The sequence below is a fragment of the Corynebacterium kroppenstedtii DSM 44385 genome, from assembly GCF_000023145.1.
In the GTDB taxonomy this organism is placed as follows: Bacteria; Actinomycetota; Actinomycetes; order Mycobacteriales; family Mycobacteriaceae; genus Corynebacterium; species Corynebacterium kroppenstedtii.
Genome location: NC_012704.1, coordinates 22,307 through 48,412 on the forward strand (window position 1 = coordinate 22,307; position 26,106 = coordinate 48,412).

Below are 26,106 nucleotides of genomic sequence, written 5' to 3' on the forward strand. Positions count from 1 at the left end.
GTGTAGGTCGGTATTGGGCAGCTGGCCAGCCTGCAGGCCTTTAAACCAGGATGCGGATCTGTGCGCCAAGCGGGCTAGTGGTCGTTTCGAGATTTGATCAACGGATGTATAGCGCACATGATCACTAGACCCAGAGCTGGATACATCAGAAGCGCTGGAGCAAAGATCTCTGGCGAGTCTTGTTGCTGGTCCATCACTGACTGACAGAAAAGCGCTACAACTAACCCCACAACACCTAGCACTGATTTAACGTGTGCCGAAGTCTTGTTAAAGATGCCGGCAAAGATAGCGGCGAAAATAGCGCCCAGCCCCCCGACAAAGAGCATGTCTAAGAAGGCAGAAGATGCAGTCGTAGCGTTATCTGTGCCGATGATTTCACCTCCTACAAAAGCCACAATAATCATGAGAATTCCGACCACTCCTACGCCCAGAATTCGTTTTGTCGCTGAACTCACGAATTAAACTCCTGTCCTTGGGTTGGGGAAAATAGCTTCCCCTTGCCGCCACACCTGTGTGAGTGCAATAGCCATGTAGGCGCCCGTTACTCAAGCCGTAAATATGCCACGGCGGAACGTGGACTCCTCCTACATAGGGAAACGAATATCGAAAATGTTAAGCACACTGAACATAGTTCATCATGTTGAATTGCAGGTGTCTATAGAAAAAGAGAAGTTACCCTTATAGAGGTGGGTAGTAGGACGCCGCGTGTGTGGGTGGTAGAACGTGTATTTCAGAAGTTTCGGCTGCGTCCCTAAGGCTGAGTCACTTAGCGTCGACTTTTAACCATCTTTGATGGCATCAGTGTCTCTAGCTGCATACACCAACTGTCTGAGAATCCACGTGAGACTGCTTAGTAGTGCAATTTCACCAATGAGCTATTTGCGCATACATGCGGGTAGAGATAAGGAATCCCCGCCGTGGTGGCGGGGTTGGTGGTGAGCGTATTTACCAGACGGGTTCAAAAAAGTTGATGATGCGTCGCCACAGTGGGGCTTGTTGATACTCGTCGGTGGCTTTTTCTGGCACTGGTAGTCCGGCGTCGATGTAGGCGCCTCTTTCGGGTGTTTCGCCGTGTCGCTCGGAGTTAGCTATCGCTCTGCGGAGGTTCTCAGTCCAATCATTCATTGTTCCCACCGTCCTTTTCTTTCATAGTATCGGTGCCATTTGTCCTCTGTCTATAGAAACGTGTTATCAGCTCTCGCTCTGTGTTCCTAGCCAGCGAATTATGATCTAATTCATCGAGTTCGATGCGTGCGGCTCGACGCACTTCGTCGGTGGTCGTGTCGTCGCTGGCGTTTTCTACCGCCCAGGTGAATCGTCTCCACCATTCACTGCGGTTGTCGCTGTTTGTCTTTTGTTGCAGCGTCAAGATAACAGCAATCAGGCCGCCGGCGGCAATGATTAGTTGCACTAGTCGAAGCCACGCTTCTGTATCCATGCTGTTTACCCCCTGTCTACTCGGTGAGTGTTGTTGGACATGGAGTATTGACGCGTTTTAACAGCGATGGTTCCCAGAGCGGCCACACAATTCCGCGGGGATCGTCTACACCTTGGTGTATTGCGGCAAGTCGTCGAGATCCGTCGTCCCCAACTTTCCGCTGTTCTCATCCGGGTGCTTGGTTAAATGAATTGCAGCAATGATTAACAATCCCCACACCAGGGCCAAATAGAGGATCATGACGATGATAGTGACAGCATCCATGTCTAGGCCTCCTTCAGACCAGCGACTTCGAGCCGACGCTCACGGTCGCGAATAGATTCATAGGGATTATCCAGATGCTGGCCGAAGGGCGCTCCCTTCCCGGTCAGCGGCACTCCATAATCGCTGACCGGTGGGCCGTCGAGAATCGTTCCGCGTGGCCACGGAACCCGCGACATCACAAGAGCACCACCGTAGAAGAGAACGGCCAAACCCCAGCCAAAGATAGCCACCTTTGCCGTCGGATAGCCTTCGTATCCATCGCGAACCAGCGTGATGATCTCCAAGACAAACGTCGTCCCCAAAACCAGCGGGGTAAGTACCAAAAGGCAGAAATCCCACCATCGGCCAAGCTGCAGACTGCTGATCTGGTTGACGTGTTGCCGCAGCTCCGGTAGGCGTCGAAGCACCCAGCCAATGACGATGATCGCCACCACGGCGATGACAACAATGCCGATGACGTTCACGAACTTATCGACGATATCCAGCGTGGCAAGGCCCGTCGACACTGGGAAAAAGACCAGCGACGGGACCGCACAGGCCACGCAGACATAAACGGCAGCGCGACGTCGGGAAAGCCCGAATTTTTCCTGCACTGAGGACAACACAACTTCCACGATGGTGACCAGCGAGGTAAAACCCGCGATGAAGAGAGAACCGAAGAAGAGGACGCCGAAGATCGGGCCGCCGGTCATGTTGTTGATGATCGTCGGGAAGGCGATGAATGCTAGGCCGATGCCGTTGGTGGCAACGTCGGCGACGGCCACATGCTGGGTGACAGCCATGAAACCTAAGGTTGCGAACACGCCGATGCCAGCGAGGACCTCGAAGGCGCTATTGGATAGGCCGACCACGGCGCCCAGACCCGAAAGGTTTGCTCGTTTCTGCAGGTAGGAAGCTTGGGTCATCATGATGCCGAAGGCGATCGCTAGGGAGTAGAAGATCTGGCCATAGGCGGCAATCCAGACTTGGGGATCAAGCAGAGCGCCCCACTGCGGGGTAAAGAAGGCCTCGAGCCCCTCAGCGGCACCCGGCAAAAACAGTGCACGAATGACCAGAATGATGAACATGATGATGAGTAGCGGGACGAAGATCGAGGAGAGCAACCCGGTGCCTTTACGAACACCCAGGACCATGACCGCGGTGATCGCTGCCCATACCAGAGCCAGCACGATCGCGATCGGCCACACCACATTCGCGCTGGTCAGGCTTGTGGTGTCAGCGTGCAGGAAGTCCCCGGTAAAGAATTTCTCCGGGTCCGTTCCCCATGCCAGCTTTAACGAAAACCAGGTGTACATGGCCGCCCAGGCGAGGATTACGCAATAATAGACGGCGATGATGTAGGTGATGCCGGTCTGCACCCACCCGATGGCCTCGGTTTTCCGGGAAATACGACGCCACACGAGCGGGGCGGAACCACGGAAGCGGTGGCCGAGGACGTAATCGAGAATCAGGACAGGCACCCCTGCGGTCAGCAGGGCGATGACGTAGGGGAAAAGGAAGGCTCCTCCGCCGTTGTCATAGGAAATGTAGGGGAATCGCCAGATGTTGCCGAGCCCAATGGCGGAACCGATAGCGGCGAAGATAAACATGGATCGGCCACCGAAGGTAGCTCGTTTCGCTGGCTTGTTTGCTGGGGAGTTAGCAGCAGAGGCGGGTTCGTCCCCGCTGGATACGGATATGTTCTGGGGCATGGGTTGCTCCGTGATGTTCGTGCCTGCTCCTCGGGGTTTCCGGTGGCCGCAGGCGAGGGTTTTCGATTTTCCTTTCCGACGCCAACTGGGCCGGTGAAACCTGGGTGTAGGCCGCGGCCCTTTGTTAGCGGGTCTGAATAGCAAAAATCCCCGGTGCGGTTGTTTTCCGCAGGCCGGGGGGAGCGTCTGGTAAAGGGTAGCCAGACGCTCAGTTAATAATTCGGTTGAAAGTTACTTGTGCGCTCACGGGTACAGAGCATACCGCATGGTCTAGTAGAGGGTCAGGTGAGGTGCCTACCTCACCTCACAAGACTAAATGGTCACCAAGTCGCAGTACCATCCATCTTCCTCGACGAAAACCACGCCGACGAGCAGACACACTTTTGTCGTTTAACCCTTGGATATCGTTGTTGCCATACAGTTGCCAACTGGAGGGTTCGGCGGGTGCTTGAGCCCGCATATGTGTAGTGAACTAGAATCCGCCCTGGCCTGCGGGAATGTAAAATCCCTGGCCACCGAAGTGTAACCAGGGATCACCTGTGGAGCGTACGAGAATCGAACTCGTGACCTCTTGCTTGCAAAGCAAGTGCTCTACCAATTGAGCTAACGCCCCCTGTGGTTTTCACCACCCGAACCCCACCGAAGTGGTTTTCGTGGTGGGCCTAGGAGGACTTGAACCTCCGACCCCTTCGTTATCAGCGAAGTGCTCTAACCGCCTGAGCTATAGGCCCATGAACCGTGCAGAACTTTACCCACGAAAACGGGGTTTACCAAATCTGCAGGTCACAGTGTAAATAGATCGAATAAAAGCCTGCCCGCTCGATTGATGTGGTGGCCCGAGTGATGCGCCCACGGACCCCAAATCACACAGGCCCCGATCGCACGGGCCGGGATCGTCAGTCCCGTACCACCATTCTCACTCCACCAACAGCTCTCATCCGAGCCAACCCGTTGTAAATGGCTGCAGCAACAACGCCCAACAGGGTGCCGATGATGGCTTCGAAGACAGCGAGCGCGATGATCGCAATAATCACCATGCTCGTCGGAACTGAGGTGTCTGCGACGTCGTTAAGGGCGTCGTTCATGTTTCCCCATGCCCCCATCCCCGCCAGGAGGCCGAACATGAGGAGGGCAGCGAGTATCCAGACAAGCGCAATGATCGCGCTGACCGCCCCCGAGATCCGGGCAGCTCGGTGGAGATCAATATGGGTCACCTCCACAACACGTTCGCCTTGCGGCGTGCCCGAGGTGCTAGGCGCGCTGCCCAAAGGACCAGCGCCGTCGTCGGCAAGGTTGCCCGTCCAGCGCCGCGTGCCCAGATCCTGATCAGACTGGTTAGCCTGGTTTCCCTCGGGCGTCAGCCCGTGTGGTCCCGGCCCCGTCATTACTTCCCATCCTTAGCGTCGGAGGAGCCGTCACCGTCGGAACCGTCAGCATTGGGGTCGTTCGGGTCCGGTTCGGCCGGATCGGTAGGGGCGTTCCCTTTCTCCGCGGTCTTCGCCGCGTGCTCCTCGCCTTCGTCCTCGACGTTGCGGTCGATGGCGAGCAGCTCAGAGCCCTTGTCCAGGTGGACCAGCCGCACGCCCATCGTCTGCCGCGAGCTGGGCCGGATGTCCTTCACGTTGGACCGGACGACGGAACCGTCGGTAGTAATGCAGAAGATTTCGTCATCTTGGTCGACGACGAGTGCGCCGATCAGTTTGCCGCGCTTCTTGTTGTACTTGAACGTGGCGACGCCGAGCCCGCCGCGGCCCTTCGCCGGGTATTCCTCCATCTTCGTGCGCTTGGCATAGCCGCCGGAGGTGGCAACCATGAGGTAGGAGTCTTCACGGACGACGGTCAGCGCCAGCAGCGCGTCCTCGCCACGGAAACGCATGCCCTTGACGCCAGCGGTGGCACGGCCCATCGGGCGCAGCGTGTCGTCGTCGGCAGTAAAACGCATAGCCTGGCCCTCTTCGGAGACAAGCAGAAGGTCATCGTTGGCGGAGCAGAGCTGTGCGCCGATCAGCGAGTCGCCCTCGTTGAGGTTGATGGCGATCAATCCACCGGACCGCGCCGAGTCATAATCGGTGAGCTTCGACTTCTTCACGCGGCCTTGCTTGGTGGCCAGGACCAGGTAGGGCGCGTCTTCGTAGGTTTGCAGCTGGATGACCTGGGCGATGTGTTCACCAGGCTGGAACTCCAGTAGGTTGGCGACGTGCTGCCCGCGCGCGGTCCGGGACGCTTCGGGCAACTCGTAGGCCTTGAGGCGATACACGCGCCCGAAGTTGGTGAAGAACAAAATCCAGTCGTGCGTCGAGGTCACGAAGAAGTGTCGGACGACGTCGTCCTGCTTGAGCTCAGCCCCGCGGACGCCCTTCCCGCCACGCTTCTGGTTGCGGTAGAGATCCACCTTCGTGCGCTTGGCGTACCCGGTCGACGTAATGGTGGCGACGACATTCTCCCGCGCGATGAGGTCCTCTTCGGTGACATCGCCGGTAGCAGCGATGATCTGCGTGCGGCGGTCATCACCGTAGTTGTTGACAATCTCCTCGAGCTCGTCGCGCACAATCTGCCGCTGGCGCTCCGGCCGGGCCAGGATGTCCTTGAGGTCGGCGATGGTGAGTTCGAGTTCCTTCAACTCGTCGATAATCTTCTGCCGCTCCAGAGCCGCGAGTTGGCGCAGCCGCATCCGCAGAATAGCGTCAGCCTGGAGCTCGTCGATATCCAGGAGGTCCATCAGTCCGGTTCGTGCGATCTCCGGGGTCTGGGATGCACGAATCAGCGCGATGACCTCGTCGAGCATATCCAGCGCTTTGACCAATCCGCGCAGGATGTGGGCACGCTTTTCGGCCTCATCCAGACGGTGCTGGGTGCGTCGGACGATAACGTCGATTTGGTGATCGACGTACAGACGCAGCAGCTGGTCCAGGCGGAGGGTGCGGGGGACGCCGTCGACAATGGACAGCATGTTCGCGCCGAAGCTGGTCTGCAGTTGAGAGTGCTTGTAGAGGTTATTGAGCACAACGCGCGGCACGGCGTCGCGTTTCAGTGTGACGACGATGCGCATGCCGACGCGGTCGGAGGATTCGTCGTCGATCTTGGAGATGCCAGCGATCTTCCCGTCGCGCACCTGCTCAGCAATGCTGGAGACAAGGTTATCGGGGTTGACCTGGTACGGAAGCTCGGTGATAACGATGATGGTGCGCCCGCGCTCTTCCTCAATGGAGGTCACGCCACGCATTTTGATGGAGCCGCGGCCGGTGGTGTAGGCGTCCTTAATACCTTTATCACCGACGATGAGCCCGGCCGTGGGGAAGTCGGGGCCCTTTACGCGTTCCATGACGGCCTCGAGGGTGGTGGCCTCGTCCGCGTCGTAATGGTCGAGGCACCAGAAAATTGCCTGGGCCAGCTCGGTGAGATTGTGCGGCGGAATATTCGTCGCCATACCGACGGCAATACCGCCGGAGCCGTTCATCAGCAAATTGGGAACACGCGACGGGAGAATCGTCGGCTCGAGTGTTTTGCCGTCATAGTTGGGCTCAAAGTCGACGGTATTTTCGCGGATATCGCGAACCATCTCCATGGCCAACGGTGTGAGACGGCACTCTGTATAACGCATGGCTGCGGGGCCGTCGTTGCCGCGGGAGCCGAAGTTACCCTGGCCATCGACCAGCGGGTAGCGCATGGACCACGGCTGAGCCATGCGGACCAAGGTGTCATAAATGGCGCTATCGCCGTGGGGGTGGAAGTGGCCCATCGTGTCCGCGACGGGTCGGGCGGACTTGACGTAGCTGCGCTCGGGGCGATAGCCGTTGTCGTACATCGCGTAGATGATGCGGCGGTGGACGGGTTTCATGCCGTCGCGAACCTCGGGGAGAGCACGTCCAACGATGACGCTCATGGCGTAATCGATGTAGCTCGATTGCATTTCTTCTTGGATGTCGATCGGGCTGACGCGATCGAAAAGGTCATTGCCCCCGGTATTTCCGCTGTCATCACTCATGCGCTCTACCTTACCTCACAGGGCGGACATGGGAGCTGTGCATCGGTGGGTTGTTCGGGACCAACCTTTTCGACGGAGCGCTTCTGTTGGGTTGCTGAGGCGTTTTATTGAGGACGTCGCCTAGTCGGTGGTATCGCGGTGGTATCATTCGACGGCGGATCAATGGTTGAATAGTGAGTATGGCAATGACCCTACGGCTCACGGACGACCAAGACCGCGCCCTGACGCTGCTGGCAGAGATGACGGGTACTTCGAAGCACGAAGCTGCCGTGCGCGCGATCGTGTCGACGGCGGCGCGGACAGTGGACAATGAAGAAGTGCGGCAACTGGCCAGGTCCCGAGTTCCCGAATATGCGGAACTCGTCAAGAAGGTCCGGGCTAAGAAGGTTCGAAGATGACTGCGCCGGGAGTAGGCGGATCCCATGGGATGGATGATGAACTAACTGCTGGGGCCGGTTTTGGTTCTCGCCCACTAACCGCCGAACAACTCCTTATTATTATCGACGAATTTCGCGCTGCGGCTGGGTCCGGCGTGTACCTCGTGCATCCGTGGGCATGTGCGGCGATCACTGCGGCCGGGCAAGGGCGTATCGGTGGAATACCGACTCACCGAAGTGAAGCGGAGATGCTCGACGCCGTGGGTGAGGCGATTACTCGGCTGAAGCCGTTGAATAAGGCCAACGGAAAACTAGCTGAGCTAGTGATTGACATTATGACTATGCGACGCTGATGCGCTGGTGTGCCGCATCACGGCCAATTTTCAGCCAGAAGGCGTACAGCGCGCAAGCAATAAACAGCCCAATTCCGGTAGGCAGGATATAGACGTCTAAAAATCCCATCGGACCCACAATGAAGTCGATAATGCCTGCAATAGTGACGACGCCAGCTAATGCGATCCACACAGCTAAGTGCTGGACTTTAAAGAGCACGAGCACGCAGTGGTAAATCATCGCCGGTGCAAATGCTGCGAAAACGAATGCAGCTGCTCCGGGAGAGCCCGCTAAGAAAACAAAAGAGATAACAGTAATAATTGCTTCGATTAAGGGGAACTTGAAGAGAGGTTTGGACATGGTCGCGACCTTCGAGATTTATTCTTCGTCGCCGAGGGTTTCTCGCCGAATTTTCCGTCCTTGAAAACACTGAAAAACACTTCGGTTAGGTTTAAAATATACACGACAAACCCGTTACTCCGGGCTCGATTAGCCCCCTGAATCCAGCAAGAAAAGCCCTGGGCCAGCCGAAGCGTCGTCGTCGATAAGAAACGAGGACTATCCTGAGTCGTGGTAGAGTAGCAGCGTTTGCCGTTGGCCACACTCGGCCGAGCCACGCCCGATGGGGTCTATGCCCAATGGGATTTGCCCGACGGGATCTGAGGAGGTTTGTCGGGTGCTGTAGTTAAGGTGGAGCGACGGCAGGGTTTGATTCATTCCGTATAGGAGCACTGGTGCAGCCACTGAGACATTCCGACGCAGACGTTATTACTTCCTCGCGTCGCAGCGAGGCTCCCGATTATGCACGTTTGAATGAGGGTCAACGGTATAAACAACCTGCGGAAGGGCCTCATTACTCCGCCTTAGCGGACGAGGCCAGGGGGTTTGGCCGCGCTCACGCCAAGATCATTTTGTTTGGTGAGCACGCCGTTGTTTTCGGGGAGCCGGCCATCGCGTTCCCGATGCAGTGCTTGACTCTGCGGGCTACGGCTGAGCCGTGTGATGGGGAGTTGTGGCTGACCGCCAACAATTACGACGGTCCTCTTGCCGACGCCCCGACGTTCCTGTCTCCAGTCGGCGCCACGATTAAAGCCTGCCTGGACCTGCTTGAATACCCGCAGTCGGGGATGCACATTTCGTGCCGAGGCAACGTCCCGCCGGCACGTGGACTCGGCTCCAGCGCAGCGGCGTCGGCAGCGATGGTGGATTCCATCATTGATTTCAGTGGTAAAGACGTTGATTACCACAGTCGTTATGAACTTGTGCAGATCGGGGAGCGCGTTGCTCATGGCAGCGCCAGCGGTCTCGACGCCCACACCGTGCTGAACACCCACCCGGTGCTGTTCCAGGGCGGACGCAGCGAACCCATCACCGTCAGTCTCGGATCGCCGCTCGTCGTCGCCGATACCGGACAACCAGGCGATACGCTCTCGGCCGTCCGGGGTGTCGACGAACTACGGCGCACCCACAAGAAGCGTTTCACCAGAAATGTCGACGCCATTCGTCATCACACTGTCGAAGCGCGGATTGATCTTGCTCTCGACGACCGGGCCTCCCTGGGTGAGCGGATGAACGCCGTCCATGAACACCTCGCTGACCTCGGCGTATCCAGCCCAGAGCTCGAAAACCTTATCTCGGCCGCGCGGAATGCGGGGGCGCTCGGTGCGAAACTTACCGGTGGCGGCCGGGGTGGTTGCATCATCGCGCTATCTAAAGACGAAAACCACGCGATCGCGCTGTCCGACGCACTCCGCGCTGCGGGCGCACGTCGCACATGGCTCATGCACCCCTCGGAGTTTCAACGGTGACCGCCACACACCCCAGCATGGGCGATATCGGACCGATCACGCCTCGCACCGCGCGAGCCACCGCCCACCCCAACATCGCTCTGGTCAAATACTGGGGTAAGCGCAACGCTGACTTAGTTCTGCCCGCGACCGGTAGTTTGTCACTGACGCTCGATATCTATCCTACGGATACCGTCGTCAACCCAGATCCGAGTCTGACCAGCGATATTTTCACGCTCAACGGTGAGCCAGCGCCGGGGACGCCGACGCATAGGGTTAGGGCGTTTCTTGACTTGGTGCGCAAGCTCAGCGCGGAACAGAACCCCGAACTTGCACACATGTACGCACGGATCAACTCCGTCAACTCCGTACCCACCGGCGCAGGGTTAGCATCCTCGGCATCAGGATTCGCCGCCCTCGCCACCGCTGCATCGAAAGCCTACGGACTTCCCGGCGACCCGCGTTCGCTCTCGCGGCTAGCCCGCCGAGGCTCCGGGTCCGCCACACGATCCATTCTGGGCAACCTCGTCATCTGGCACCCCGGCGACGGCGATGACGAGAACGCTGATCTCACCTCGTACGCGGAAAGCGTTCCCGGCCCCGACCTCGCCATGGTCATCTGCGTCGTCTCGGGCGCGCAAAAAGCCGTCTCGTCCCGCGTCGCCATGGCCGATACTATCCGGACGTCGCCCTTCTTCGACGGGTGGGTGAGCAGCACGCAGCGCGACCTCGTCGACATGCAACAAGCACTGGCCGAGGGCGACTACACACGCGTCGGCGAAATAACAGAATCCAACGCACTGCGCATGCACGCGGCGATTAACGGCAACCGGCCACCCGTCCGCTACCTAGCGCCGACGTCCGTCGCCATTTTCGACACGATCGCGCAGCTGCGGAACGACGGGTTAGAGGTGTACGGCACCGCGGACGCCGGGCCGAATGTCGTTGCGCTCTGCCAAGCTAAGGACCTCGACGCAACCCACGCAGCCCTCCGCGAACGGTTCCCCGATCTCGAGCTCATTCCTGCCCGCGCCGGGTCGGGCGCTTACCTGACGCCCGTCGAGGAGACCAGCGGAAATGAGCAGATCAGGGCACATGAAGAGGACTCCGCCCAGGCTTCCGACGCAGCGAACCGTCAGGAGTAACAGCCGTGACACAGACCTCCGTCCACGCCTCGGCACCCGGAAAGCTGTACATCGCCGGAGAATACGCCGTCGTGCACCCCGGGCACGCCGCGTTACTCATCGCCGTTGACAGGTATGTGCACGTCACGCTCACGCCCACCGGCACCGATGCCGGAACACTACGATCCGACGCGAGCGACCCCACCAAACCCGACGAAGCACCGGTCCGGTGGGAAGCTAGCTTTGACCCGATGGCGGCCGCTCGGTTCCACACCGACGAGACCGGATTCCACAAATATGTAGCGGCCGCGGTCCTCACCGTCGAACGCTGGCGAGCAGAAAAACACCTTCCCACCAGCGGATACGATATCGACATCTCGAGCCACCTCGATGACGCCACGAGTGGCGCGAAATTCGGGCTCGGATCGTCGGCCGCGGTCACCGTCGCGACCGTTGCTGCCGCGGCCCGCCACCACGGGCTACAGCCCACGCCCGAGCAGATCTACCGACTCGCGGCCATTGCAACAGTGCGGGTTACGACAAAAACATCGGGAGGCGACGTTGCCGCCAGCGCACTCGGCGGATGGGTCGAATACCACTCGCCGGACCGAGCATGGCTGGAAGACCGCGCCTGGGGTTCTGGTTCCCGCACGACAACGATCAGCGACCTGCTGACAGGGGAGTGGCCAGGCTTATCACTCCGCCGCATCACGCCCGCTGCGCCGGGAATCCAACTCAGCGTCGGCTGGACAGGGACCCCCGCCGACACCACCGAACTCGTCGGGCACGTCGTCAAGAAAACCGCGCTACCCGACGATCTTCTCCAGCGAAGCGACGCAGCCGTCGGCAGTCTTGTTGAAGCGCTGACCGGCGAAAATGGTGGGTGTGAGGCTGGCTCGGGCGAACCTGCTTCGGGCGACGTCAATTCAGACGGCAGGGCAACGTCGGCAACCGGGAACGCCGTTGCACAAGCCCGGCAGGTCTTGGGAGAGATCGCAACGCAACGAGGGGTGGCCATCGAAACCCCTGCGCTGCGGACCCTCATCACCACTGCGCTCGACGAAGGGTGGTGGGCGAAATCGTCAGGAGCAGGAGGAGGCGACTGTGGAATCGCGCTCACTGTGCCGGGCGTCGACGCACACGCGCTCCACGAGCGCTGGACGGCGGCAGGAATCCGCCCTCTGAACTTGCATGTTTCGCCCACGGGAGCGGACACCGCCCCAGATGACACACCAACGGAAGGAGATGGGAAATGAGTGGCAGCCGGAAAGACGACCACCTGGCCCTAGCCGCCAGGCAACAACGCGAGGCTCACGGCGAACCTCCACAGCCCACCGACGCCACAACCCCAGCTCCCGACAACGCTTCCTCCGCACCCTCACCCCGCCCTGCCGGGAGTAACTCGACCTATTGCGCGTGGGACGACGTCCGCATCCTCCATCACTCGCTGGCCGGAATAGACCCAGGTCAAGCCGATATTTCCACCACCATCCCGACGGATCGTAGCGCCGGGGGAAATACGAACGCTGTTACAAACGCGAGCACCGGCGCGCACACAGCACAGCCGCTGCATTGGGGGCTGCCGTTCTACATCAACGGCATGACCGGAGGATCCGAACTCACCGCAGGAGTCAACCGCGTCCTCGCCGAAACCGCGGCACGCACCGGAATTGCCGTCGCCACCGGCTCCATGTCCATCTACCTGCGCGAACCCGACACCCTCCCCACGTTCCGCATCCTCCGCGACCGCAATCCCCACGGCACCGTGTGGGCGAACCTCAGCGCCGACGCCACACCCGACGACGCTGCCCGAGTCGTCGACGCCCTCCAGGCCGACGCCCTCCAAATTCACGTCAACGCCGTGCAAGAAACCGTCATGCCGGAAGGCTCGCGCGGGTACGCCTCCTGGCCCCGCAACATCGAAGCCATCGTTAACGCGCTCGAGGCCACCCACACGCCGGTCATCGTTAAAGAAGTCGGCTTCGGTATGACCCGGAACACACTTCAGCAGCTTCATGACCTGGGCGTATCCATCGCCGACGTCTCTGGCCGCGGAGGAACCAACTTCGCGCGAATCGAAAACGACCGACGATCCGACCGGGATTTCTCCTACCTCACCGGGTTCGGACAATCCGCCGCATTCTCCCTGCTCGACGCGACCACCGCGGACCCCGACACGTTGCCCACGCTCTTCGCTTCAGGCGGAGTTCGGCAACCCTACGACGTCCTACGAGGCCTCGCCCTCGGCGCCGACGCCATGGGAGTCGCCGGAACATTTCTCCACACCGCGTTGAGCACCGGCGTCGGGGACGCCACCCGCTCGCCACAGGAACGCACCCAAGGAATCGACGCCGCCGTCGACGCCCTGACCAGCCAGATCAACCGGTGGGCGGAGCACCTTCAGGCGCTTTACGAAATGGTCGGCGCAACCAGCACGAGTGACTTGCACAACACCGATGCCCTCATCACTGGGCCCCTGGCAGAGTCGGCTCGCGCGCGTGGGATTGATCTCACCGCCGTCGCCAACCGTCGTCGATAAAACGAATGATCGGCACGTACGTTTTAGCCATGCTCCCTCGCGGACAACAACTTAAAAACAATTCATGAATAAGGGCTCAGATAAAGCGCCCGAATAAAGTCCGAATAAAAACCCACATAAGGAACATAAGAAAAGGAAACGTAATGAGCGACAATTTATATGCGCCTATCCCCATGTCATGGATCGGCCCCGTCCACATCTCAGGCAACGTTGTGTCGGGAGAGACCGCGGGATGGAACGCCGAGGACGGCACACAAAACCAGGAATCCGGCGCCAGCTACGAAGCTGTCTCCATCCCGATGGCGACCTACGAAACGCCACTCTGGCCATCCGTCGGCCGCGGGGCAAAAGTATCGCGCTACGTCGAAGGCGGAATCCGCGCCACACTCGTCGACGAGCGAATGACACGATCCGTGTACTTCGAAGCCCCCAACGCCGGAGTCGCCCTTCGTGTGGCCACCGAACTCGACCGTCGTCGCGATGAGCTGCAGGCCGTCGTCGCTCATGCATCTCGTTTTGCCAAGCTCATTGACCTGCACGTCCAATACGCCGGAAACCTCCTCTTCGTCCGATTCGAATTCACCACCGGCGACGCCTCCGGCCACAACATGGTCACCCTCGCCTCCGACAACCTCATGCCGTGGATCCTCCAGCAGTACCCGGAACTGCGCTACGGATCGATCTCCGGCAACTATTGCTCCGACAAGAAAGCCACCGCAGTTAACGGCATCCTGGGCCGCGGTAAGAACGTCGTCACTGAAATGCTCATCCCTCGCAACGTCGTCGAAGAACGACTCAAAACGACGCCGGAACAGATCGCGGACCTCAACGTCCGGAAGAACCTGGTCGGCACCACGTTGGCTGGCGGGTTGCGCACCGCGAACGCGCACTATGCCAATATGCTGCTGGGCTTTTACCTGGCAACTGGGCAAGACGCGGCCAACATCGTCGAGGGATCGCAGGGCATCACCCATGCCGAAGTGCGTGACGGAGACCTCTACTTCTCATGCAACCTCCCCAACCTCATTGTGGGTACAGTAGGGAACGGCAAAGGCCAGGGCTTGGAGGTTGTCGAAGAAAACTTGCGACGCCTCGGATGCCGTGAAGACCGCCCAGCGGGGGATAACGCACGCCGACTTGCAGTACTGTGTGCGGCATCTGTTTTCTGCGGCGAACTATCACTGCTGGCCGCACAAACGAATCCGGGCGAACTGATGGCCGCCCACGTGAAAATTGAAAGGAAAGGCGAGTGAACGCACCCGTGAACACAGCTGTGAACCCCATTGGCATCCATGACATCACCTTCGCCACGGGACACCACAGCTTCGCCCTCGAAACCCTAGCCGCCAAACACGGGATCGACGTGGGCAAGTTCCACAAAGGCATCGGCCAAGAAGTCATGAGCCAGCCCGCTGCCGACGAAGACATCGTCACGATGGCAGCCACCGCCGCCAAGCGGATCATCGACCGCAATGGAACCGACGGAATCCGTACTCTTCTCTTCGCCACCGAATCTGGCGTTGACCAGTCCAAATCCGCCGGGGTGTACGTTCACGGGCTCCTCGGCTTGCCCTCCCGGGTGCGGACCATCGAAATGAAACAGGCGTGCTACTCGGGGGTCGGCGCGCTGCAGGTCGCGCTGGGTATCGTCGCCCGCAACCCACAGGAAAAAGTGCTGGTTGTTGCCTCCGACGTTGCGCGCTACGACCTCAACTCGGGCGGTGAGCCAACTCAAGGCGCTGCAGCGGCTGCGTTCCTGGTCCAAGCCAACCCCGGCATCCTGGCCGTCGAGCCGGCATCCGGCGTCTACACCTACGATGTGCAGGACTTTTGGCGGCCCAACGACCGGCACACGGCCCTGGTCGACGGCAAGCTCTCCATCGACGCCTACCTCAACGCCGTTCGCGGAGCTTACGACGACTTCATCGATCACGGAGGGGCGGACTTCGCCGCGATTGACCGCTTCTGCTACCACCAGCCATTCACGAAGATGGCGGTAAAAGCGCACATGGCGTTGCGCGAACACGTGGGGCTGTCCGCGGATAAAGCCGAAACCGCCGCCGAGCTCGAGACCACCATGCACTACAACCGCATGATTGGTAACTCCTACACGGCATCCGTCTTCCTGGCATTAATGTCGCTGCTCGAGACCGAATCCGACAACCTCGTCGGAAAACGCGTCGGCATCCTGTCCTACGGGTCCGGTGCGGTTGCCGAATTCTTCACCGGCACCATTGTCGACGGATACCAAAAGCTGCTCCACGCCGATGAGCACAAGAAAGCGCTGGATTCACGCGAGCCGCTCACCTACGACGCCTACCGCGATCTTCATCCCGGAACGCGCGTCGCCGACATTACGGATTACGACACACCGGAGGTCACCGATGCGCCATTCCGTTTCGCCGGCGTGAAAGACCACTCGCGGATTTACCAGCGTCGTTAAGAAGTGCGAACCGGCGTACCAGCGTCGTTAGTAATGGTGGTGGAATTCACGCGGCGGGCGACCCACGTCGTCAACCACAAGCCGATCAAAATGAGGCCGTAAGTCAGGATGAAACTGGCGACCGTGTCAGTAGCCCAGTGGGCACCGATGATCACGCGGCTGGCCGCCATGAGAATTCCCCACACCGTTCCGACCCACAGCGCAATCCGCCAGGCTTTGCCACCGAGCGGGCGCAACACGATAGCCAGGGCTGCAAGAGTGATGCCCTCTTGAGTGTGGCCCGACGGGAACGAGCGATGCCCATTAGGCAAATTGATGTGATACCACGGCTGATAGGGGCCTTTTCCAGCATCAACCTCATAGGGGCGGAACCGACCCCACAGGCTCTTCATCCCGTCGTTCACCCCGTGCCCAGCCCACACAATCGCGAGCATAATGACAGCCGAAATGGCGATCAGGCGCAACGTCTCAGTGGACAAATTCCGAACCAGCAGCCACGCCACCATCGAAATGATGATCAGCAGGACAATATCCATAAACATGGCGGGGGCGAACTGCGACCAGGTCATCGTGCCCGAATCATCATTATTGGCGACGCCGATCGGGGTGCCAGCTGCAAGGTTCGCGCTCCACGACCGACGATAGGACTCGGCCTGCTCTGACCAGCCAAGAACCGACAGGAAACTCGCCCATGTGAGCAGGATGCTGCCTAGCCCCCGTGCGATCCCCGGAAGAGAGGAACGGAGGAGGCATCCCGCGAGGACCTGCATAGCCAGCGCAGTCAGCACCGCCGGAGGGAACTCGCCATAGGACTGGAACAGTGTGCCGAACACACTGTCATGATTGATGACAGCATCGCTGACCTGCTTGTCAGTGAAGGTGAAGATAATCAGCAAGACGGTGGCCACGCCGAGTAACGCGGTGACCGCCGTGGTATTGACGCCGCCTCCGTCGTGTTGACGACGTGGGGTCGTGCCCGGATTTTGGGCCGGCGGGGGAGTGGTGCGAGCCGCATCCGGCTGCGATTCTGATGCCCAGGCCTGGCTGTCATCGGCCTGGTGAGTGGGGAGAGTAGGTGCTTGTGCCATACGTATGGTGTACCAAGCTTCTTTAACGTCCCACTGACGTAAATATGAACACTAAGTGAAGCTCGGGGGAAACAATGGCGGGTGGTTGTGTGCCGCGCCGCCTTTTGTCGTATAACCCAAAAACCCGCCATACGCCGGAGCGATATGGCGGGAACCCGACCACCTAGGAAAGCTTCCTAGACGGTGGATCGGGGGTTAGACCGGGCATTGGATCGGGGGTTGGACCCGACCGTGAAGATAGCCCTATTTCTTGTCGTCCTTGAGGGCGTGGCGGCCGGCTCCATTCGCGGAGTTGCTCTTACCATTGTTGCCCTTCTTGCCACCGTTGTTCTTCGATGCGCCGGGCTTCTGAGCACCGTTGTTCTTGGTCGCATTGCCCTTGCCAGAACCCTTGCCAGCTTTAGCCTTGGCACTCGGCGCCTGAGGAGCGCTGTTCTTCGGCGCACTGTTCTTGGGAGCGGACTTCTTGCCGTCAGACTTCTTAGCGTCCTTCGCCTTCTTCTCCGCCTGAGCCTTGACGTCCTTAGCTTCCTTCTTCAGGTCTTCAGCCTTGCTCTGGGCAGCTTTCTTAACCTCGTCCGCCTTGTCGTCGGCGCGGGAAGCGGCGTCCTTAGCATCAGCTTTAGCCTGCTCTGCCTTATCCGCAGCCCGATCGGCAACGTCGGAAGCAGCAGCCTTGAGGTCTTCCGCCTTGTCCTTGGCGGCGTCCTTCAGCTCCTCAGCCTTGCTCTGGGCAGCTTTCTTAACCTCGTCGGTCTTCTCCTTGGCCTGGTCGGCCTTTTCAGCCGCCGCGGCCTGAGCGTCGGCTGCCTTCTCCTTGGCATCCTCTACCTTGTCCTCTTTGCTGTCGGCAGAGGAGTTCGACGTCGGGGTTTCCGTCTTGTACACCAAGTGGGGCTCGTCGTTGTTCTTCGGCGGTTCCGTCGATACGTTCTTGGAGGAACGAGACTTGTACGTTGCCCAGCCACCGGCAACGAGCGCAACGAACAGGACGATAAATAAAGGCTTCTTGCTGCGCTTCGTCTTCTTCCCAGCCGCTTGATCCAGTGAATCGGTCACGGAATCGGGCAGGCGATCGCTGACAGAATCAGGCAGGTTGTTCGACGCAGCGGCTGCAACATTGCTGGCGGTCTCCGCAGCTTTGCCCCGAACGTCGGATGCGGTGTCCTGGGCTTTTCCGGCGAACTCGCTCGCTTTGTCTGAAGCTTTGTCCGCGAACTCTGCGGCCTTATCGGTGGCCTTGTCTGCGAACTCTGCGGCCTTCTTCTGGAAAGCCTCAGCGCGTTTCTGGAGAGCATCGGCCTTCTTCGCGTTCTGCTTCCGAGCCTTGGAGGCCTTCTTATCCGCCTTCTTCTGAACTTTCTTAGCCTTCTTTTCTGCCTTGGCGCGGGCCTTATTTAACTTCTTGCCAGCTTTATCCGCTTTGTCGGATGCAAGGTCATAAGCGCGTTCGCTCTCTTCGCGGATGCGATCAACGACAGCCACGGCAGTGGGATTTGCTGAAGCGCGCAGCTGCTCCAGAGTGGACTTCTTCTTTGACATGGCCGAGTTCTCCTTGGATGAGCTTTGGGAGGACGATTTCTTGTCCTTCTTCTTCTCCTGCTTTTTAGCTTTCTTAGCCGCTTTCTTGTCCTTCTTCCCCTTAGCCTCGGAGGAATTATCAGAGGACGAATCGTTGGCGTTCTGATCTATCTTACCGTTATCGCCCTGACCACGCGGTTTCCCGGGGTTGGATTCCTTCGCTTTTGCGTATTCAACAAGGCGCTCGACGGGGTCGAAGTCGCGAGCTTCCTTATTGTCTTTTCGCTGTTTGCGGGCATCGGAGAGGTTGCGTGCCGCGCGCAAAAACATGGTTGTGTCCGACGAGTTCATGGTTCTTCCTCAGTGGTTCCTTACCGGTTTCGTGGTCAGAGGCGGATCTTTATAACGTGTCTTTTACTACTGTAGTGGGGTGAGGGGGCGGTTCGTCTAGTAACTACGTACAATGAGTGTCGTGAGTACGCAGAAGACAGCAACCGCGATTTTGCACACTAATCGTGGCGATATTTCTATCGACCTCTTCGGTAATCATGCTCCCCAGACCGTCGATAATTTTGTCGGGTTGGCTAAGGGCACGAAGGATTACTCGGAGCGCAATGCTTCGGGTGGAGAAGAGGGCCCGTTCTACGATGGCGCAATTTTCCACCGCGTCATCGACGGTTTCATGATCCAGGGTGGGGATCCGACGGGAACAGGCCGTGGTGGCCCCGGTTACCGCTTTGGCGACGAATTCCACCCTGAACTGCAGTTTGACCGCCCGTACCTGTTGGCCATGGCGAACGCCGGCCCGGGTACCAACGGTTCCCAGTTCTTCATCACCGTCGCCCCGACCCCGCACCTGAACAACCACCACACCATTTTTGGTGAGGTCACCGATGCGGATTCTCAGAAGGTCGTCGACACGATCGCGGAAACAAAGACCGATCGCTTCGACCGTCCGCTGGACGACATCGTGATTGATTCCGTGGAGATCGTCGAGAACTAGTTTGTGTCGTCGGTAATCTATCTAGTACCGACGATTGACGACGAGTAACGTGGCGCCCGTGTCAGTGCCTATAGCGTTCCGGTACGTGTACTGCGTTGGTACGTGTAACGTGTGATGACGTGCTGACACGGACGATTCGCCAAACCCCTGTGACCTCGGGCGCGCTGATTGCCTGCATCGTCGTGTACCTGGTGACCGTTGTGCAATCCGGGTCCCTGGACGGCAACACGCATGAATCGTCCTTGGCGGCGTCCTGGTGGCTGTATCTACCCGCGCTGACGCCCGATAACGAAGCTCTCCTCCGTGGGCTGACTTTCAGTTTTCTCCACTCCGGCTTGACGCATCTCCTGTTCAATGGGGTGATGTTGTGGGTGTTCGGGGTCGGCATCGAGCGCACCTATGGTTCGCTGGCGATGGCGATCATTTTTGCGGGCACAAGCTACGGTTCGGCCGCCATGATTCAATGGCGCGACCCCCTGTCCCTGACCGTGGGGGCATCCGGAGTGATCTATGGCCTGATGGCTGTTGCCGCGGGCATGTATCTGAACAATAAACCGCAGATGAGGGCGCTTATCGTCCTCATTGTGGTGAACTTGGGGTATTCGTTAATTACGCCGGGCATCTCCTTGTGGGGGCATATTGGGGGATTGCTGACGGGTGCCCTGATGGCCATCGCGATCTACGGAGCACAGATTGTGACCGGTGTTCGCGGGCCGGGCCGACGTGTGGGACGGTTCGTCGCTGCTGGTCTAGGCACCGCGGGTATGGCGCACGGTGTTGGCTCGATGTCGAGTGGCACCTCATTGCTCGGTGGTGCTGGAGGCGCCATGATGGGGGCCGGTGGATCGCAGCGAAGGCTTATCGCGCGACTGTCAGCGTCGGTCGCTGTGTTCGTGGTCGGTTGTGGAGCGATGGTGGTTTACATCGCACAGGTTGATTCCGCGCTGGGGGTATAAATTCTCGGATTGGGTGTATTTCCCGACGAAAATCGGCATCTGGGCTACCAAAAGGCGGGGATGGGGTCTACAGTTGGTGTGTACAAGACGATGAGGAACCCGGTGAGAATCCGGGGCGGTCGCGCCACTGTGACTTCGTTAGCGGTTGGGCAGTACGCCTGGTCAACCTGGTCGTTCCAGGAAGGGACAGCCCGATTATTGGATCTGCTGGGGTGAAAACCCCAGGTTGGGATCGTGTTTAACGAAGCAGCCAGATACTCGCGTTTTGTATTTACTTTCTTTGTTACGCGTCATATCAAAAGGAGTTGCTGCTGTTGGCTAAACTATATTCTTTTCTCTTGTGAAAGTAGGCGGAGTTTAACTCACGCCCATCACAAATTCTCAAACTAGGAAAATTCTTTTCTTCTAGTGTTGTTACTCCATAACGAAACGCCCAGGCAGGCGCGTGGTCTCGTATGCCAGGGCGTTTCTTCACTTTCATAATTGAGGTCTACACTCGCGTAGGAATACGCACTGTTTATTTTCCAGAAGAGGAAGTATTTGTTATGACCGATTCATCACTTCATGCCGCTCAGCCAGCATCATCTCGGACGTCGGCACGCGCGCTCGCAGAAGCGATCGATGTTCCTTCGTCATTTGTGTGGCTGTTCTCTGCACTGGTCATTGGCCTGTTGGTGTACTACTTCGTTGGTATTGACCAGGGTGCGACCAGCGTCTTCGGTAACGACATGCATATCCACGAGTGGGTACACGATTCCCGGCACTTCTTGGGATTCCCCTGCCACTAATCTTCGCGTCGTCGCCAGGGCTTTCCTGGTAGACGCCCATATTTGGAGTTAAAAAATGGAACGCCAATTCGTTCTACGTTGCGGGGGCTTCGGTTTACTTGCTGGGCTTTTGTCCTTCATCTTCGCCAAGCTGTGGGCAGAGCCCATCATCAGCCGGGCAATCGATTACGAGGAAGGGCGTGACGAGGCCCAAGACGCCCTCGATAAAGCCGCTGGTATTGCCACTGGTGGCGATGAAACCGAACTGTTCAGCCGCACAATTCAATCGACCGTGGGTATCGGTACCGGTATGGTCCTTATGGGGCTTGCCCTGGGCCTGCTGTACGCGGTGGTGTTCAGCCTGTATCTTCGGTACGCAAAGCCAACCAACATTCGAGCCGCTGCTATTGGTGTTGCAGCCGCCATGTTTGCCTGCCTGTACATCGTTCCCTGCTTGAAGTACCCGTCGAATCCGCCCGCCGTCGGTAACCCGGACACAATTAAGCAGCGCACATGGCTCTTCCTCACGATGATTATCGCGTCGGTAATCGTGATGGTCGGGGTTGTTTTTCTGCACAAGGTTTTGTCCGCGCGCATGGATTCATGGGTTGCTTTCCTGATTTCAGCCGTTGTTTTCGCGGTCATCATGTACGCGTTTAGCCGGTTGCTGCCGTCGTTGGGGCATTTGCATGCCAACATCGACGAGTTCGGCCGACACAATTCTGAGACGCCTCGTCCACTGACAGACCCGGATGGGAAGATCGTGTACCCAGGGTTCCCTGCAGATGATCTTTACTATTTCCGTGTCTACTCATTCATGGCCCAGTGTATCCTCTGGGGCGTGATCGGATTTGGCACCGCGTTGGTGTCCAAGAAGGCCATTCATAAAGCCGCTGTTCAGGCTGAGAAAGAAAAAGTCGCGGCCTAAAATTAGATCCCGTAACCGTTCCGCGTAGCTATGTAATTTAAGGCGTAGCTACGCGTTGTCATATTGGTAGACATATCGTGTGTGCCGGAAGATATCCGTGGGATCACGGGATATGTGGCCTGTCTGTACCGATACCGGCTGATACACAGCTATTTAGGTGCCAACATAGCTTGCAGACCAACAATGAAGACTTTATTGTGAGAAGTAGCACCACGGTTTCGTGGTGGTTCAAAAAAGTAGGCCACCGTGCCCTTACACGATGACCTACTCGGGGCAAACCCCTCTTAGCAGAGCTTCTCGATCAGATCGAGTAAAGCTGCTAAGTGGCCAGCCAAAGGCCCATATTTCAAAGCCAGGGCGAGGATCCGTACGATCACGGCCCTGGCTTTGCTTATGCCTTTCAGCCAGCCTTTACGGCCTCTGGGAATAGGCTTCCTATCCACACCATCACCTCCTTCCGTTAAATTGGAGGTCCCCTTCATCGCTGATAGGAGGCCCCACGTGCTTCACGCGGGACAGCCGCGCAGCAACGAAAGGGGGCTTGACATCACGTCAAGGCCGAAAGTAACCATAGCAAATTCGAACGCCCCATTGCCGGCCATGAGAAGTGGGATTGAACAGCAATGGAAACAGGGCATGTGTGCCCATACGCCTTCACATGCCCCATTAATCAGCTCGCTAACATGCTCCTAGCATGCGGTACGCCGGAGATCACTTTCCGTTCTTGAGGTGAAGGAGTCTCGCTGAACCGCCAGGGGCCACCAGCCCGGCACCACGGTCGTAGAGAGCACGCAGTGATCGCACAGCCACAATGTGCCAAGAGGGAATGCGTTGTGTTAATGGAAAGGTCACCTCGTAGTAGGGCGCTCTCAGTGGGATAATTTCAGCATGAGGCGTTTTCATCGGCAGAGCCGCACGACCATCGGCGTGGTGAGGCTTATCGTTGTCTCGGCACCCCTCGCGAGCGCACGTCTGCCGCGGTTCGCGTCGTCAGAAGACACAGTCCGGTGGGCAGATTACCGGCACGAGCTGCGTCGTTACGAGGAATTCAGTGATATTAACGACGCGGGTCCGGGCACGGAAGAAGCGGCCAAATCCACCCGCTTGCGCGTTTTCGTCGGCAACCCGGGCCCGTGGGATGTGGGGGAGTGGGCGGGAAAGCCTTTGCCTCTTGTGTCGCCAATGAAGGTTGCGCAGTGGAGGAAGAACCCGGACTATGACGGGCATCGTGGGGAATCGCTACGCACCTATATCGACCGCGTGGCGAAGTGGGCTGACGATCTAGAACCAGGGGAATACGTCACGGTCAGCGACCAATCGCTGGGCCGCGCACTACTCGTGCATGCTCTGGATGCCCCGCCCGACGCCTTTTGGCGCTGCGATATACCCCCCGAGTGGCAGATGCGATTCCACCGTCGGCACAGCGGTGACAAAGAAATGTGGACTCTCCGCGGCCTGGCACCCGTCGATCCGGCGTCGTCGAGAATGTTGCGATAAGCCCGTTAGAGCGCGTCAGACAGATGTGCCTATTTCCATCCCATAGTCATTAAGAGTCCGACGACGAAGAGCCCGAAACCGATGGCGTAGTTCCATGCATTGAGGTCCTGCATGAACGGGATTTGCGGCCCAGCGATGTAGTTGACCACCAGCCATAGAAGCCCAGCAATGATGAAGCCGAACATGATGATGCGGTACCACAGCGGGGTGGACGCATTGTTGAGCTTGACCGGGGTACGGGTGGACGTCGATGACGACGCGGGCCTCGACTCTGAGGACTCAGTTACCTTTGACTTCGGCATATCAACCTTTCTGACTCCGCGTGGCAGCGCACGAACGATGGTGTTGTCTGCCATGCAAGGTTAAGGGCAGCGCATACATCGGCGGTATGTGGCCCTGTTACACGATGTCGTGGACTCCGACATAACAGCTTTAGCGTCACCATAATACGGTAATGCTGGTGAAACCACTGACACGGTGCCGGTAGAGCGGCGATATGACGACGCTTGAGAAGCCCCGCGATGCCATAACCGACGCCATAACCGTCGTCAATCGTGTTCGCAATTACCGCGAATGATCATCAATCGGCAGATGAATTTTTCTCACCGGTCCCCACACGACGGCGGGTTCATGGCCACGTATCCAGTTGCGAACGTCGTCGGAAGACAGTGCTAGCAGGGCAATAATAGTCGCCGTTGTGAGCAGCAAGTTGTTGTGACCAGCGGCGATCATGCGCATCCCATTGCGATCAAGGATCGAAATCACGATGGCGATGGTGAGGAACAGCATCAGAGCATCGCGCGCGTGAGTGAATCCGCCGAGCGTGAGCAGAACCAGAATCAGGGTGCCCAACGTTAGTAAGCCGACGTACCACTGCGTTGCAACGTAGGCGGTGTGGTGGCTGAAACCCATGTCCTGCAAGGTGCCGGGGATAAAACGGTGCTGATCCGCTTTGTATAGCAGGACGACGCTTTGCCACGCGACGACGAGGAACAGCATCCCCATGGACAGCATCAGGTTCGGTGGGCGTGGAGTGCGTTGTGCATTCTTCGGACGCCGGGCAGCGCGTTCCTCATCGGAAATATCGTTGCCATAGTGCGTAGACGCCCGGCCTGTATAGCGGGTTCCGTTGATTGTCGAGTCAACATTGTCCGAGCCACGTGCGGTGAGAGGCTCAGCATCGCTGCTTTCCTCGGCGGTGTTTTCCGCTTCGGCGTCGTTCTCGGTGATTTCCGACGGGGCGTCGCTCTCAGCGGTGGCTGCCTCGATGTCGTCGGGCAGTTCCTCGGGCGTTTCATCCGCACTAGCACCGTCGTGGTCAGCTGAACCAGAGCGCAACCCGACCCGACTGACGTCGACAATCGGAAGATCCCCGTCAGTGTGTATTTTGTCGCCGCCGCCATTGACATGGTGATAGCCCGTCGAGAAATCCTCAATCATGGATACCGAACTCTCGGGGACATAAGAACGAACCGTCGAGACGACGTGATCGCGTTCCCTATCAATATCGGCAGCAATGCGATGGGTTACTTGTAAGGTGAAAAAACTAACGCCGACGGCCGTGTCATAACTGGCGGACCCCACCCAGTCCACGCGGTGACCACCCGGAAGTGGCCAATCCTTGGGACATCGCCAGAGCCGAATGTGGTGGCGTCGGGAAGGAGAACCATCCACTTCCTGCTGGTAGGCGAGGTCTTGCTCGCGATCGAAGAGGATCAGCGGACTTACCGGCGCCGCGGGATAGGACGCCCGAGTAATCGAACTCCAAACAATCTTTGCCGACGACCGAAACGTCACCGGATCTGCCAACGTCCAACCTGCTTCGGTCATCGAGCGGTGGAGCTGCTCGGCAGTGCCGTCGAACGCGATATTCACCGGATCACCCAAAAGCCCATCCGAAGTCCGAGTGCGTCCGATGAAGTAATTGGGGACGTAAATTCGCGTCAAAATTCGATGAAGCCGCGGGAGAGTGAGATAAGCAATCACACCCCACGCAGGAATGATCAACAACAAACGAAAATCTAAAACAAAACTAAGTTTGAAGTATTCCCCCGCTAACCAGATGCTGGCCAAACCCGCCAGCAGGAAGAATGTGTTATCGATCCGCTTTTCCCGCGGTGTACGGGAAGACAACTTGCGCAACGACGTCAAATCACTGGCGTGCGACCACATCGACGACAAAGATGGCATAGCCATACCCTAGTAAAACCGCGTGCGCTCTGTACTAATCCACCGCATGTTCCCCGCATGTCCCCCGAATCAGATTCGCGAATCCACCGCGGAGGAACCCGGCACGCAGAAAAGTGCGTGGGTATATGCCGAAATGTGATCAATTGCTCCTGAACGTGATCGAAGATAAGCACAA

The 26,106-nt window shown here is 58.4% G+C and carries 26 protein-coding genes, 2 tRNA genes and 1 riboswitch; of the genes, 13 read left to right on the top strand and 15 right to left on the bottom strand.

Annotation, left to right across the window (positions count from 1 at the left end; all coding sequences use genetic code 11):
• Positions 1 to 74: 74 nt before the first annotated feature.
• The 9 genes from CKROP_RS00090 to gyrA form a co-directional block, all read right to left on the bottom strand.
• On the bottom strand, positions 75 to 455 hold the full coding sequence (locus tag CKROP_RS00090) for a hypothetical protein (protein WP_041628698.1): 381 nt from the start codon (positions 453 to 455) through the stop codon (positions 75 to 77).
• Positions 456 to 945: 490 nt separating this feature from the next.
• Positions 946 to 1,125, bottom strand: coding sequence for a hypothetical protein (locus CKROP_RS00095; protein WP_012730705.1), 180 nt, complete (start codon positions 1,123 to 1,125; stop codon positions 946 to 948).
• Positions 1,118 to 1,438, bottom strand: coding sequence for a hypothetical protein (locus tag CKROP_RS00100; protein WP_012730706.1), 321 nt, complete (start codon positions 1,436 to 1,438; stop codon positions 1,118 to 1,120). Before CKROP_RS00100 ends, CKROP_RS00095 begins: the two co-directional genes overlap by 8 nt.
• A 105-nt stretch (positions 1,439 to 1,543) precedes the next feature.
• The gene (locus tag CKROP_RS11005; protein WP_012730707.1) at positions 1,544 to 1,702 is read right to left on the bottom strand and encodes a methionine/alanine import family NSS transporter small subunit; all 159 of its coding nucleotides are present in this window, start codon (positions 1,700 to 1,702) and stop codon (positions 1,544 to 1,546) included.
• Positions 1,703 to 1,704: 2 nt separating this feature from the next.
• Complete coding sequence (locus CKROP_RS00105; RefSeq protein WP_012730708.1) at positions 1,705 to 3,393, bottom strand: sodium-dependent transporter; 1,689 nt, start codon at positions 3,391 to 3,393, stop codon at positions 1,705 to 1,707.
• 540 nt (positions 3,394 to 3,933) lie between these two features.
• Positions 3,934 to 4,006, bottom strand: a tRNA-Ala gene (locus CKROP_RS00110).
• Between the two features lie 41 nt (positions 4,007 to 4,047).
• A tRNA-Ile gene (locus CKROP_RS00115) sits at positions 4,048 to 4,124 on the bottom strand.
• A 165-nt stretch (positions 4,125 to 4,289) separates the two neighbouring features.
• Positions 4,290 to 4,778, bottom strand: a complete 489-nt coding sequence (locus tag CKROP_RS00120) for a DUF3566 domain-containing protein (protein ID WP_012730709.1) — start codon at positions 4,776 to 4,778, stop codon at positions 4,290 to 4,292.
• Complete coding sequence (gyrA, locus tag CKROP_RS00125) at positions 4,778 to 7,378, bottom strand: DNA gyrase subunit A (RefSeq protein ID WP_012730710.1); 2,601 nt, start codon at positions 7,376 to 7,378, stop codon at positions 4,778 to 4,780. Before gyrA ends, CKROP_RS00120 begins: the two co-directional genes overlap by 1 nt.
• Before the next feature lie 179 nt (positions 7,379 to 7,557).
• Here gyrA and CKROP_RS00130 point away from each other — a divergent pair, with 179 nt between their 5' ends.
• The gene (locus CKROP_RS00130) at positions 7,558 to 7,776 is read left to right on the top strand and encodes a CopG family transcriptional regulator (protein ID WP_041628699.1); all 219 of its coding nucleotides are present in this window, start codon (positions 7,558 to 7,560) and stop codon (positions 7,774 to 7,776) included.
• Positions 7,773 to 8,108, top strand: coding sequence for a hypothetical protein (locus CKROP_RS00135; RefSeq protein ID WP_012730712.1), 336 nt, complete (start codon positions 7,773 to 7,775; stop codon positions 8,106 to 8,108). The genes CKROP_RS00130 and CKROP_RS00135 overlap by 4 nt, the downstream gene beginning before the upstream one ends.
• Here CKROP_RS00135 and CKROP_RS00140 read toward each other — a convergent pair.
• Positions 8,095 to 8,448: a hypothetical protein gene (locus CKROP_RS00140; protein WP_012730713.1), complete on the bottom strand. Its 354-nt coding sequence runs from the start codon at positions 8,446 to 8,448 to the stop codon at positions 8,095 to 8,097. The genes CKROP_RS00135 and CKROP_RS00140 overlap by 14 nt on opposite strands.
• 374 nt (positions 8,449 to 8,822) lie before the next feature.
• Here CKROP_RS00140 and mvk point away from each other — a divergent pair, with 374 nt between their 5' ends.
• From mvk to CKROP_RS00170, 6 genes are all read left to right on the top strand, one after another.
• Positions 8,823 to 9,896, top strand: coding sequence for a mevalonate kinase (gene mvk, locus CKROP_RS00145; protein WP_012730714.1), 1,074 nt, complete (start codon positions 8,823 to 8,825; stop codon positions 9,894 to 9,896).
• A gap of 17 nt (positions 9,897 to 9,913) precedes the next feature.
• The gene (mvaD, locus tag CKROP_RS00150; protein WP_041628967.1) at positions 9,914 to 11,020 is read left to right on the top strand and encodes a diphosphomevalonate decarboxylase; all 1,107 of its coding nucleotides are present in this window, start codon (positions 9,914 to 9,916) and stop codon (positions 11,018 to 11,020) included.
• Between the two features lie 5 nt (positions 11,021 to 11,025).
• Complete coding sequence (locus tag CKROP_RS00155; protein ID WP_012730716.1) at positions 11,026 to 12,255, top strand: phosphomevalonate kinase; 1,230 nt, start codon at positions 11,026 to 11,028, stop codon at positions 12,253 to 12,255.
• On the top strand, positions 12,252 to 13,538 hold the full coding sequence (locus tag CKROP_RS00160) for an alpha-hydroxy-acid oxidizing protein (protein ID WP_012730717.1): 1,287 nt from the start codon (positions 12,252 to 12,254) through the stop codon (positions 13,536 to 13,538). Before CKROP_RS00155 ends, CKROP_RS00160 begins: the two co-directional genes overlap by 4 nt.
• A 143-nt stretch (positions 13,539 to 13,681) precedes the next feature.
• Positions 13,682 to 14,791, top strand: a complete 1,110-nt coding sequence (locus CKROP_RS00165) for a hydroxymethylglutaryl-coenzyme A reductase family protein (RefSeq protein WP_012730718.1) — start codon at positions 13,682 to 13,684, stop codon at positions 14,789 to 14,791.
• Between the two features lie 20 nt (positions 14,792 to 14,811).
• Positions 14,812 to 15,981, top strand: a complete 1,170-nt coding sequence (locus tag CKROP_RS00170) for a hydroxymethylglutaryl-CoA synthase (protein WP_041628968.1) — start codon at positions 14,812 to 14,814, stop codon at positions 15,979 to 15,981.
• On the opposite strand, the gene CKROP_RS00175 is transcribed toward CKROP_RS00170, so the two are convergent.
• Both CKROP_RS00175 and CKROP_RS10410 read right to left on the bottom strand, forming a co-directional pair.
• Entirely contained in the window at positions 15,978 to 17,069 is a 1,092-nt protein-coding gene (locus CKROP_RS00175) for a phosphatase PAP2 family protein (protein ID WP_012730720.1), read from the bottom strand. The genes CKROP_RS00170 and CKROP_RS00175 overlap by 4 nt on opposite strands.
• A gap of 243 nt (positions 17,070 to 17,312) precedes the next feature.
• The gene (locus CKROP_RS10410) at positions 17,313 to 18,941 is read right to left on the bottom strand and encodes a hypothetical protein (RefSeq protein WP_012730721.1); all 1,629 of its coding nucleotides are present in this window, start codon (positions 18,939 to 18,941) and stop codon (positions 17,313 to 17,315) included.
• A gap of 112 nt (positions 18,942 to 19,053) precedes the next feature.
• On the opposite strand from CKROP_RS10410, the gene CKROP_RS00185 reads away from it, so the two are divergent.
• The 4 genes from CKROP_RS00185 (at position 19,054) to CKROP_RS00200 (ending at position 22,244) form a co-directional block, all read left to right on the top strand.
• The gene (locus CKROP_RS00185; RefSeq protein ID WP_012730722.1) at positions 19,054 to 19,593 is read left to right on the top strand and encodes a peptidylprolyl isomerase; all 540 of its coding nucleotides are present in this window, start codon (positions 19,054 to 19,056) and stop codon (positions 19,591 to 19,593) included.
• 119 nt (positions 19,594 to 19,712) lie between these two features.
• Positions 19,713 to 20,549: a rhomboid family intramembrane serine protease gene (locus tag CKROP_RS00190; RefSeq protein ID WP_012730723.1), complete on the top strand. Its 837-nt coding sequence runs from the start codon at positions 19,713 to 19,715 to the stop codon at positions 20,547 to 20,549.
• A gap of 61 nt (positions 20,550 to 20,610) precedes the next feature.
• Positions 20,611 to 20,829: riboswitch (cobalamin riboswitch) on the top strand.
• A 265-nt stretch (positions 20,830 to 21,094) separates the two neighbouring features.
• Positions 21,095 to 21,337, top strand: coding sequence for a CbtB domain-containing protein (locus CKROP_RS00195; protein WP_012730724.1), 243 nt, complete (start codon positions 21,095 to 21,097; stop codon positions 21,335 to 21,337).
• Positions 21,338 to 21,392: 55 nt separating this feature from the next.
• Positions 21,393 to 22,244 carry a CbtA family protein gene (locus CKROP_RS00200; protein ID WP_012730725.1) on the top strand — a complete coding sequence of 284 codons (852 nt, stop codon included), beginning with the start codon at positions 21,393 to 21,395 and terminating at the stop codon, positions 22,242 to 22,244.
• 284 nt (positions 22,245 to 22,528) lie between these two features.
• Here the strand turns inward: CKROP_RS00200 and CKROP_RS11390 are convergent, their stop codons facing one another.
• Complete coding sequence (locus CKROP_RS11390) at positions 22,529 to 22,687, bottom strand: hypothetical protein (protein ID WP_169302932.1); 159 nt, start codon at positions 22,685 to 22,687, stop codon at positions 22,529 to 22,531.
• A gap of 445 nt (positions 22,688 to 23,132) precedes the next feature.
• Between CKROP_RS11390 and CKROP_RS10415 the strand changes: the two genes are divergently transcribed.
• On the top strand, positions 23,133 to 23,741 hold the full coding sequence (locus CKROP_RS10415) for a histidine phosphatase family protein (RefSeq protein ID WP_012730726.1): 609 nt from the start codon (positions 23,133 to 23,135) through the stop codon (positions 23,739 to 23,741).
• Positions 23,742 to 23,770: 29 nt separating this feature from the next.
• On the opposite strand, the gene crgA is transcribed toward CKROP_RS10415, so the two are convergent.
• Both crgA and CKROP_RS11010 read right to left on the bottom strand, forming a co-directional pair.
• Complete coding sequence (gene crgA / locus CKROP_RS00210; RefSeq protein WP_012730727.1) at positions 23,771 to 24,043, bottom strand: cell division protein CrgA; 273 nt, start codon at positions 24,041 to 24,043, stop codon at positions 23,771 to 23,773.
• A gap of 262 nt (positions 24,044 to 24,305) precedes the next feature.
• Positions 24,306 to 25,931, bottom strand: coding sequence for an LssY C-terminal domain-containing protein (locus CKROP_RS11010; RefSeq protein WP_012730728.1), 1,626 nt, complete (start codon positions 25,929 to 25,931; stop codon positions 24,306 to 24,308).
• Positions 25,932 to 26,106 lie beyond the last annotated feature (175 nt).

Coding starts and splice junctions, on each gene's coding strand:
- mvaD (WP_041628967.1), top strand. CDS start 9,914: ATGGGCGATATCGGACCGATCACGCCTCGCACCGCGCGAGCCACCGCC.
- CKROP_RS00195 (WP_012730724.1), top strand. CDS start 21,095: ATGACCGATTCATCACTTCATGCCGCTCAGCCAGCATCATCTCGGACG.
- CKROP_RS00160 (WP_012730717.1), top strand. CDS start 12,252: ATGAGTGGCAGCCGGAAAGACGACCACCTGGCCCTAGCCGCCAGGCAA.
- CKROP_RS00165 (WP_012730718.1), top strand. CDS start 13,682: ATGAGCGACAATTTATATGCGCCTATCCCCATGTCATGGATCGGCCCC.
- CKROP_RS00120 (WP_012730709.1), bottom strand. CDS start 4,778: ATGACGGGGCCGGGACCACACGGGCTGACGCCCGAGGGAAACCAGGCT.
- CKROP_RS10410 (WP_012730721.1), bottom strand. CDS start 18,941: ATGAACTCGTCGGACACAACCATGTTTTTGCGCGCGGCACGCAACCTC.
- CKROP_RS00135 (WP_012730712.1), top strand. CDS start 7,773: ATGACTGCGCCGGGAGTAGGCGGATCCCATGGGATGGATGATGAACTA.
- gyrA (WP_012730710.1), bottom strand. CDS start 7,378: ATGAGTGATGACAGCGGAAATACCGGGGGCAATGACCTTTTCGATCGC.
- CKROP_RS11010 (WP_012730728.1), bottom strand. CDS start 25,931: ATGCCATCTTTGTCGTCGATGTGGTCGCACGCCAGTGATTTGACGTCG.
- CKROP_RS00140 (WP_012730713.1), bottom strand. CDS start 8,448: ATGTCCAAACCTCTCTTCAAGTTCCCCTTAATCGAAGCAATTATTACT.
- CKROP_RS00095 (WP_012730705.1), bottom strand. CDS start 1,125: ATGAATGATTGGACTGAGAACCTCCGCAGAGCGATAGCTAACTCCGAG.
- CKROP_RS00100 (WP_012730706.1), bottom strand. CDS start 1,438: ATGGATACAGAAGCGTGGCTTCGACTAGTGCAACTAATCATTGCCGCC.
- CKROP_RS11005 (WP_012730707.1), bottom strand. CDS start 1,702: ATGGATGCTGTCACTATCATCGTCATGATCCTCTATTTGGCCCTGGTG.
- CKROP_RS00130 (WP_041628699.1), top strand. CDS start 7,558: ATGGCAATGACCCTACGGCTCACGGACGACCAAGACCGCGCCCTGACG.
- CKROP_RS00185 (WP_012730722.1), top strand. CDS start 19,054: ATGAGTGTCGTGAGTACGCAGAAGACAGCAACCGCGATTTTGCACACT.
- CKROP_RS00105 (WP_012730708.1), bottom strand. CDS start 3,393: ATGCCCCAGAACATATCCGTATCCAGCGGGGACGAACCCGCCTCTGCT.
- CKROP_RS00200 (WP_012730725.1), top strand. CDS start 21,393: ATGGAACGCCAATTCGTTCTACGTTGCGGGGGCTTCGGTTTACTTGCT.
- crgA (WP_012730727.1), bottom strand. CDS start 24,043: ATGCCGAAGTCAAAGGTAACTGAGTCCTCAGAGTCGAGGCCCGCGTCG.
- CKROP_RS10415 (WP_012730726.1), top strand. CDS start 23,133: ATGAGGCGTTTTCATCGGCAGAGCCGCACGACCATCGGCGTGGTGAGG.
- CKROP_RS00175 (WP_012730720.1), bottom strand. CDS start 17,069: ATGGCACAAGCACCTACTCTCCCCACTCACCAGGCCGATGACAGCCAG.